Raw genomic sequence first — 7,817 nt, 5'->3', positions numbered from 1 at the left:
GCCGCCCACCTGGCCTACCTAGGTGACGCCAAGCTGGGATCCCAGGTCAACATCGGCGCCGGCACGATCATCGCCAACTACGACGGCCAGCAGAAGCACTTCACAGAAATCGGCGATCGCAGCAAGACCGGCGCCAACTCGGTGCTGGTGGCCCCCCTCAAGGTGGGATCCGATGTCACCATTGCCGCCGGCTCCACCATCCCTGCCCGCTACCCTGTACCCGACGACTGCCTGGTGATTGCCCGTGCCTACCCGGTGGTCAAGCCCGGCTGGCGACCGGGGAGCGCTGCTGCTGCTGGCCGCCAACAGCCTCTACCCACGGGATCCCTCAAGATCTACCCCCTACGCCTGCTGCCCGGCCAAGACCTCAAGCAGGAGCTGGAGCGCTTTGCCCGCCAACAACCTTTGCAGGCAGCCTTTGTCCTCAGTGCTGTCGGCAGCCTCAGCCAAGCCACCCTGCGTCTAGCCGACCAAACGGAGGATTACTTGTTGGCCGAGCGCCTGGAGATCCTGGCCTTGAGCGGATCCCTGTGCCCGGACGGCGTCCATCTCCATCTGGCTGTTGCCGATGCCCAAGGCCGAACTTGGGGAGGGCACCTGCGCCCTGGCTGCCTCATCTACACCACCGCCGAGATTGTCCTTGCCGACAGCCCGGAGTACCGCTTCTCCCGTCAGCCGGATCCGGCCACCGGCTACTTGGAGCTGCACATCCAAAAGGTAGCAGAAGCAACCCCGCCCTCTCCCCAGAGGGCAGATGAGACAGCGGCGGGGATCCCTTCTTGCCCGCCGTGAACCGGGAGCGGCTGTAGATAGACGGTATAATGGCCAACATCTAGCATTGAGTCATCAGCACCTCATTTGGCAATTAAGGGTTGCTGGATAAACTCGGCGATTGGGGGTACCCGGCTATGCCCCGAGTGACCACTGCAGATGAGCTGCTGGCAAACTATGCCGCCGGCGAGCGCAACTTTCAAGAATCCAACCTGGTGGGTGTGGACTTGGTGCGTGCCACCCTGCAGGGGGTGAATCTGAGAGGGGCCAACCTCTCCTTTGGTAAGCTGAGCGGGGTTAACTTGCAGGAGGCGGATCTGCGTGGAGCCGATCTCAGCTCCGCCAACCTGATGGGGGCCAACCTGCGCGGTGCCAACCTTTGGGAAGCCAACCTCATTGGCGCCGATCTCAGCTTTGCCGATTTGCGGGAAGCCAACTTGCACGGGGCCTACCTGTGGGAAGCCAAGCTAACCCGTGCCCAACTGCAGGGATCCGATCTGAGCGCGGCAAAAATAGGCGGAGCGGTGCTGATTGGTGCCGACCTAAGCGGCGCCATCCTGCCCGATGGCACAGTGCAGCCCTGGCCTGCGCCGTCGGCCAGCAAGGCAGAATAGAACTGTTGCGACGGGATCCCTCATGCTGCTGCTGTTCCACTTGGCCTTGACACTGCTGTTGGCTTTGGGAGTGGCAGTCCTGGCCGGACAAAACCCCACCCCTCTGACCGTCTATTTTCTAATGTGGCGCTCGGTGGAGCTCCCCTTGGGGTTTCTCATCGCCGCGGCCATCGGCCTGGGTTTGTTGACGGCGGGGCTAGGCTCTTTGCTTTGGCCGGGGCGCAGCTTCTCCCTGACTGCCCGTCAGCTCCAGGAACGGCTGCAGCAACTGGAAAGGCAAGATCAGCCGCCTCCTGAGAGCGCAATCTCTCGGTAGCTGCCCTGGCTCTTGTGGATCGAGTCTGGGATCCCTTCGGATTTTTGGGGGCTGTCCTGCCGCCGGGGTGACCTACGCACTCAAGACAGGGCGTAAGCTGAGAGAGGATCCCTTTGCTGTTAGCGGTGCACAGACCAAGTGACAACCATGCCTCATTCCCAACCCTCTTCTCCGGCTAGCTCCCCCCAGGATCCGCGTGCCCTGCGCAAGGCTCTGCGCAGCTCCAGCACCTACTTTGCCAAAGGGTTTGAAGAGCACAAGGATCAAGCCCAACGGGAGCTGCAAACCACCTACAAAAGCTCGCTGGTGGAGCAGATCCGCGCCCAGTCCTACTGCTATCGGCAGGGGGATATCACCATCCATCTGGCCAAGGCGTTTGGCTTCTGCTGGGGTGTGGAGCGGGCGGTGGAATATGCCTACGAAGCGCGGCGCCGCTTTCCGGATCGGCAGATCTGGATCACCAACGAGATCATCCACAACCCTCTGGTCAACCGCCACCTACAGGAGATGGGGATCCGCTTTGTGGAGAAAGGCCCGGATGGCAAGAAGGACTTCTCCCAGATCCGGCCCGAGGACGTGGTGATCTGGCCTGCCTTTGGGGCCAGCGTATCGGAGATGGAGTTTTTCCGGTCGCAGGGCAACGAGATCGTCGATACCACCTGCCCCTGGGTGTCCCGCGTCTGGAACCAGGTGGATAAGCACCGCGCCGCCCAATTCACCTCTGTCATCCACGGCAAGTACAACCACGAAGAAACCGTAGCCACCAGCTCTTTTGCCGAGAAATATCTGGTGGTGCTGAACCTGGAAGAAGCGCAATGGGTCGCCCGCTACATTTTGGAAGGCGGAGATGCGGCAGAATTTCGGCGGCGCTTCGGCAAGGCCACGTCTCCCGGCTTCGATCCGGATCGGGATCTGGAGCGGATTGGCATTGCCAACCAAACCACGATGCTGGAGGGGGAAACGCGCGCCATTGCCAAGCTGTTTGAGACCACGATGCTGCGCAAATATGGCCCCCAGGAGCTGGATAACCACTTCATGAGCTTCAACACCATCTGCAACGCCACCCAAGAACGGCAGGATGCCATGTTTGAGCTGCTGGAGCGGCCCTTGGACGTGGTGGTGGTAATCGGCGGGTTCAATTCCTCCAATACCACTCACCTGCAGGAAATTGCCCTGGCCAAGGGGCTGCCCTCTTTCCACATCGATGGCCCCGACTGCATCCAGCCCCCCAACTGCATCCGCCACAAGCCCCTCCACCAAGACCCAATTGTTACCGAGGGTTGGTTGCCCGATGGGCCGGTGCAGATCGGCATCACCTCCGGTGCCTCTACCCCAGACCGGGTGGTAGAAGAGGTGATTCTGCGCATCTTTGCCCTGCGTGAACAGCAGCAGATCCCTGCCTGATGGATTGCCAGGACAAGGCTGGGATCCGCTTCCTCTCCCTCCTAGGGCCACTTGGGCGTGCTCACCACACTTTTCCAGGTTTATCTCCCCCTCTTGGGCTGGACAGTGCTGGGGTTTCTCCTGCAAAGGAGGCTGCCCCCTACTTGGAGCCGCTGGCTGTCTCCCCATGCGCTGGGCCGCTTCATGTTTTGGGTAGGGGTGCCCCTGGGCACAATTGGATTTATGCGGGGGGTAGATCTCTCCGGCCAGATCTGGGTGGCCCCGTTGGTCTGCTGGCTGGCAACCGGGCTAGGATTTGCCCTGGCCAACGCCTGGCTAAGATGGCAACACCACGCCTGGCAGGGGAACAAAGATGGGGATCCCTGGCTTTGGAGCAGGGGGCGGCGCGGCAGCTTCTATCTGACAGCCACCCTGGGAAATACGGGTTATTTGGGTTACCCCATCTGCTTGGCGGTGGCCGGGAGCGCCTACTTTGGCTGGGCCCTGTTTTACGACCTGTTGGGCACGCTCTTTACGGCCTACGGGCTGGGGGTTTGGGTGGCCAGCCACCACAGCCCCTCCCACCCTCCTCCCTGGCAGGCAGCGACTCGACTGCTGAGCAGCCCCACCCTGTGGGCCTTCTTTGTCGGCCTAGCTCTAGCTCGCCAACCCCTGCCGGGGTGGCTCTCTCAAGGATTGGTTGCCTTCGCCTGGAGCACGATTCCCCTCAGCCTGCTGCTCCTCGGGATCCGACTGGCCCAAGTAAAACGCTGGGGATCCTTTCGCCCTGCCGCCGTGGCTCTCCTCATCAAAATTGTGATTGTCCCTCTCTTGGTTGGCCTGGGGTTAACCTTGACTCCCTATCCCCCCTTGGCCAAGCTGGTGCTAACTTTGCAGGCTGGCATGCCCCCTGCTATTGCCACCCTGGTGCTCACGGAAGAATACGACTTGGATCGGGAGCTTACTGTAACGGCCCTGGCCGTAGGCTACTTGGCAGCTTTGTTTACCCTGCCCCTTTGGCTGGGGTTATGGGGATCCTAGTAGGCCAGGTGAGAGAGGGTTTGCTCGAGGTAGCAATGTACCAAACGATCCAGCTCAGACTCCTGGCTGGGCAGTTCCCGTCCTTGGAGCCATCCTCGGAAGCCCGAGCTTTCCACAATGGCCTGGCGCAACGGCTTCCAAACCGCTTGGGCGCGCCGTTCTGTATCGGGGCTGAGAGCAGGACTGGTCATGATTTCTGAGGAGGAAGCTGAGAGCAGACTGAACTCAGAATAGCCCGGATCCCCGTTGGCTTTGGCTTCCTAGGATACAAATCTGCCTATCTCTCTCCCCTCTCCCTGAGGAAGAGGGGCTGAAGGCAAGGCCAAGAAGCCCAGGGATCCCTAAACGAACAATTGGCTGCGCTGCTGGATGCGCAGGGTTGGCCCCAAGGCATTGAGGAGGGCAACGCCATAGCTGCGGGCAACGATGCGGCTATCCAAAATCGCCACCCAGCGGGTGGGCAAGCCGGAGGCTTCATCTGCTTCTGCGCCTTGTCGCAGAGGGGCGACAGCCCGCTGCAATTGGCTGGCCGCCACTGGCAAGAGGTATTGGCGGAACCAGTCCTGCTGGGTGCGCTGCAGATACTGCACCCGTCCGGCCACTCTTGGATCCTCCATCGAGGGAAAAGGCAGAGTGGCAATCGCCAGCAGCTCTGGACAGGGTAGGCTGGCCTTGTGCTGCAACCAGTAGGGCCAGTCGCAGACCAAAATGCCCTTTTCTCCGGGAAATAGGCTGTTTACCCGTACCCGCGAGCCAAATTCGGCAGCCAAAGCAGCCCCCACCTGTACCTGCAGAGGTTGATCCGACACCAGCACCACCACAAAGCCCTGCACCTGCGGGATCAGGCTCCTTAGCTCCTGCAACAGGTGCTCCCGAAAGAGGGGGCTGTTGGGCAAGGGCAGCCGCGGCAAGTAGAGGGAAAGGCTCGGCAAAGGCTCCCCGCCGGAACGGATCCAATCCTCGCCTGAGCTGAAGCGCAAGGGTGTCAGATCTGGCAAGCCCAGGCGCCAACGATAGGCCTCCGCCTGCCGATCCAGATCCAGGGCCTCGCCGATGATCACCACCGGCTGAGTGGCCCAGATGGGTGCCAGCCACTCGTGTAGAGCTGCCGGGCTGTGGTGAAGGGTGAGGCGACCAGTCTCGCGGTCAGTTTCTGCCCACCAAACCCAGCGGGAGGTGGGATCCCCCTCGGCGCTAAGCCTGCAGCGGATTTGATCCCAAGGATCTGGCAGCCAGCCGGCGTAGCCTACCACCAGAGACAGCGCTGCCTCCAGGTGAACCTGTTCATCCGCCTGGAGCAGGCAGCGGGAAAGCGGTCGCCGCAAAAGCTGCAGGGCCAAATTCACCTGGGCCTGGGAAAGCCGCTCCGCCTCGGCAGGGAAGATCTGCCGGAGCTGCTGCCAGTGACTGGCTTCCAGGGTGACCGTCAGCGCCTGGTAGGCCCAATCTTCCAGGTCTTCGGCTCCGTCTAGGATCAGAGGGATCCCGGTCGGTACCTCGGCTCCCCTTAGGCGAGCCCGCAGCCAATCCAGGGGATCTACCAACAGCAGCCCCTGAAAATCGGGATCTGGCCAACGGTCTTTTTGCAGGACGGGCTTGTGCAACTGCAGGGTCTGCCGGAGCCAAGGGATCTCTTCTCCCAAGATTTGCGCCTGCACGGGCACCGTGGCACAGAGCAACGTGGCATGCGGCCACATCAAGGCTGGCAGCAGATAGCTGAGGCGGTGCTGGCCCCCAGCAGGCACTTGGATCAAGGTGCTGCGACCCAACCGCAATCCCCGGGCCACCATGCGGGCCATCGTCAACTGATGGGGCCACACGGCTTCGGGAGACTGCCGCAAAAGCTGTCGCAACTGTTGGTGAACCTCAACCTCGATCACAGTCAGTACACCAAGGATCTGCCACAGACGCTAGGGTAAACTAGCCTATTCTAGGGTAGGGAAGAAAACCAAAGAGCACCCCTGGGGTGAGCGATGTCTGTTATTTCTGCTGTTCACACCACCTTGACCACGCAAGAGCAAGCCGCCGCACAGAGGGGATCCCTGCTTTTGGATCGCTCTGAATGGGGTCGCCTGCGCCTGCAGGGATCCCCCGGCTTGGACTATTTGCACAGCCAGAGTACCCAGAATCTTAAGGCCCTTGCTCCCGGCCAGGGGGCGGATACGGTTTTCGTTAGCCCCGCAGCAGGGATCCTCGATCTGGCCACGGTGTATGTGGAAGAAGAGGCTTCCTGGATCTGGACTTCGCCGCAGCGGCGCAGCCTGCTGATGCAGAGCCTGGGGCGTATGTTGCCCTTTGTGCGGGGGGCCCAGCTAGCCGATGCGACTGACCAGACCTTTGCCTTTGGGCTAATTGGCCCCCAGAGCCAGGCTCTTCTGGAGAAGGTGGTGGCTGCAGAAGAGATCCCGACAAGACTATACGAACACCGCCAGGTGGCGATTCAGGGGATCCCTGTCCATTTGGCCTGTGGCAGCGGCCTTGCCCAGCCGGGATTTACCCTCTGGGGCAACCTAGAGCACAAAGCTGCCCTTGCCGACTGCCTGCTGCAAGCTGGAGCGGAGCTGGCCTCACCTGAACTTTGGGAAGCCCTGCGCCTGGAGGCCGGTCGCCCTGCCGCCGACCGCGAGCTAACCCCCGACTACAACCCTCTGGAAGCCGGCCTGTGGCACGCCATTTCCCTCTCCAAAGGGTGTTACATTGGCCAGGAAGTCTTGGCCAAGCAGGTAACCTACCGGCGCATCCGCCAAACCTTATGGGGGATCCGCCTCCAGGGCGAGGCTCAGCCCGGTGCCGACATCGTGCGGCAAGGAGAAAAGATTGGTGTGTTGACCAGCGCTGGTTCCACCTCCCAAGGCTACTGGGGCTTGGGCTATGTGCGCACCAAGTTCGAGCCGGCTGAAGGGTGGGAGGTGGAAGTCGGTTCTGTAGCAGGGATCCTCACCCGCCCGCCCTTTTTGAGCTTTCCGCCTGTTGTTTGAGGTAGATCTCAGCTCCCTAGAGATCGAAATGGCGGCGAAAGCGGGGATCCCACCTGTCCTTTTTGCGCTGATTACAGACTTTGCACAGGGTTTGCAAGTTGCTGATGTCGTTGCTGCCGCCCTGGGCAAGGGGGACGATGTGATCAACCTGAAGCTGCACCTCTGGGGGCGATTTGCCACAACTGCGGCAGCGGAAGCCATCCCTTTGGAAGACATACTCCCGCACAGATGCTGGGATCGGGATCCTCTCACCAGGTTTTTTCTCTTTCATCCATTACTCACCTGTATTGCGAAAACTATCTAGTTCGGAGTCTCGAGATGGGCTATCGGGAATAAACTCGAGACAAACTTTAAGGGATACCTTTCCCTCAGCCCAATCCTTTCTAGGCTGTAAGATTCGGGATTTTACTCCCTCTACTAAAGCTCTAATTTCTACGTGAATCTTTTTTGAGCGAAGGTGGCTATTTGTTCGTGCAATATCTGCAAGAAGGTAATCAATAATTGCACTGTGCAAAACACTAGGAATATAGGTTTGGTCGCCAATCGCAACGGCAGTTTCTTTATCATCTGCTTTGAGAAGTATCGAGTCAAGCATGTCTTGTTTCCTAGTGCTAACAGACCTGGCTAATCGGCATCCTTTCGAAGGTCATCCAGAGAAGATCCATCGCTTGCTGATCCTGGATCTTCTGGCTCAAACTCAACTATTAGCCTTAC

10 protein-coding genes are annotated in these 7,817 nt (G+C 60.2%); 6 read left to right on the top strand and 4 right to left on the bottom strand.

Features of this window, described 5'->3' with window-relative positions:
* The 5 genes from NW841_RS09995 to NW841_RS09975 form a co-directional block, all read left to right on the top strand.
* Nucleotides 1-792: PCC domain-containing protein (locus NW841_RS09995; RefSeq protein WP_414386235.1), on the top strand; the 792-nt coding region annotated here is incomplete at its 5' end.
* A 116-nt stretch (nt 793-908) separates the two neighbouring features.
* Nucleotides 909-1,385, top strand: a complete 477-nt coding sequence (locus NW841_RS09990) for a pentapeptide repeat-containing protein (protein ID WP_414378347.1) — start codon at nt 909-911, stop codon at nt 1,383-1,385.
* A gap of 22 nt (nt 1,386-1,407) precedes the next feature.
* Nucleotides 1,408-1,701, top strand: a complete 294-nt coding sequence (locus NW841_RS09985; protein ID WP_414364235.1) for a lipopolysaccharide assembly protein LapA domain-containing protein — start codon at nt 1,408-1,410, stop codon at nt 1,699-1,701.
* Nucleotides 1,702-1,848: 147 nt separating this feature from the next.
* Nucleotides 1,849-3,105 (top strand): 4-hydroxy-3-methylbut-2-enyl diphosphate reductase, encoded by a 1,257-nt coding sequence (locus tag NW841_RS09980; protein WP_414364234.1) that lies wholly within the window; start codon nt 1,849-1,851, stop codon nt 3,103-3,105.
* 57 nt (nt 3,106-3,162) lie between these two features.
* Nucleotides 3,163-4,125, top strand: a complete 963-nt coding sequence (locus NW841_RS09975; RefSeq protein ID WP_414386234.1) for an AEC family transporter — start codon at nt 3,163-3,165, stop codon at nt 4,123-4,125.
* On the opposite strand, the gene NW841_RS09970 is transcribed toward NW841_RS09975, so the two are convergent.
* Nucleotides 4,122-4,316 carry a hypothetical protein gene (locus NW841_RS09970; protein ID WP_414364232.1) on the bottom strand — a complete coding sequence of 65 codons (195 nt, stop codon included), beginning with the start codon at nt 4,314-4,316 and terminating at the stop codon, nt 4,122-4,124. The genes NW841_RS09975 and NW841_RS09970 overlap by 4 nt on opposite strands.
* A gap of 150 nt (nt 4,317-4,466) precedes the next feature.
* The gene (locus NW841_RS09965) at nt 4,467-6,005 is read right to left on the bottom strand and encodes a hypothetical protein (protein ID WP_414364231.1); all 1,539 of its coding nucleotides are present in this window, start codon (nt 6,003-6,005) and stop codon (nt 4,467-4,469) included.
* Nucleotides 6,006-6,098: 93 nt separating this feature from the next.
* Here NW841_RS09965 and NW841_RS09960 point away from each other — a divergent pair, with 93 nt between their 5' ends.
* Nucleotides 6,099-7,103 (top strand): YgfZ/GcvT domain-containing protein, encoded by a 1,005-nt coding sequence (locus tag NW841_RS09960; protein WP_414386233.1) that lies wholly within the window; start codon nt 6,099-6,101, stop codon nt 7,101-7,103.
* A 16-nt stretch (nt 7,104-7,119) separates the two neighbouring features.
* On the opposite strand, the gene NW841_RS09955 is transcribed toward NW841_RS09960, so the two are convergent.
* Together NW841_RS09955 and NW841_RS09950 are read right to left on the bottom strand one after the other, a co-directional pair.
* Nucleotides 7,120-7,329, bottom strand: a complete 210-nt coding sequence (locus NW841_RS09955; RefSeq protein WP_414370780.1) for an HNH endonuclease — start codon at nt 7,327-7,329, stop codon at nt 7,120-7,122.
* A 48-nt stretch (nt 7,330-7,377) separates the two neighbouring features.
* Nucleotides 7,378-7,698, bottom strand: coding sequence for a KGK domain-containing protein (locus tag NW841_RS09950; protein ID WP_414386232.1), 321 nt, complete (start codon nt 7,696-7,698; stop codon nt 7,378-7,380).
* Nucleotides 7,699-7,817 lie beyond the last annotated feature (119 nt).

Source organism: Synechococcus sp. H60.3 (genome assembly GCF_047462295.1).
Taxonomy (GTDB): domain Bacteria; phylum Cyanobacteriota; class Cyanobacteriia; order Thermostichales; family Thermostichaceae; genus Thermostichus.
Note: the sequence above shows the minus strand (reverse complement) of the source record. Positions and strands in the feature narration are given on the sequence as shown.

Coding starts and splice junctions, on each gene's coding strand:
- NW841_RS09990 (WP_414378347.1), top strand. CDS start 909: ATGCCCCGAGTGACCACTGCAGATGAGCTGCTGGCAAACTATGCCGCC.
- NW841_RS09985 (WP_414364235.1), top strand. CDS start 1,408: ATGCTGCTGCTGTTCCACTTGGCCTTGACACTGCTGTTGGCTTTGGGA.
- NW841_RS09980 (WP_414364234.1), top strand. CDS start 1,849: ATGCCTCATTCCCAACCCTCTTCTCCGGCTAGCTCCCCCCAGGATCCG.
- NW841_RS09970 (WP_414364232.1), bottom strand. CDS start 4,316: ATGACCAGTCCTGCTCTCAGCCCCGATACAGAACGGCGCGCCCAAGCG.
- NW841_RS09960 (WP_414386233.1), top strand. CDS start 6,099: ATGTCTGTTATTTCTGCTGTTCACACCACCTTGACCACGCAAGAGCAA.
- NW841_RS09950 (WP_414386232.1), bottom strand. CDS start 7,698: ATGCTTGACTCGATACTTCTCAAAGCAGATGATAAAGAAACTGCCGTT.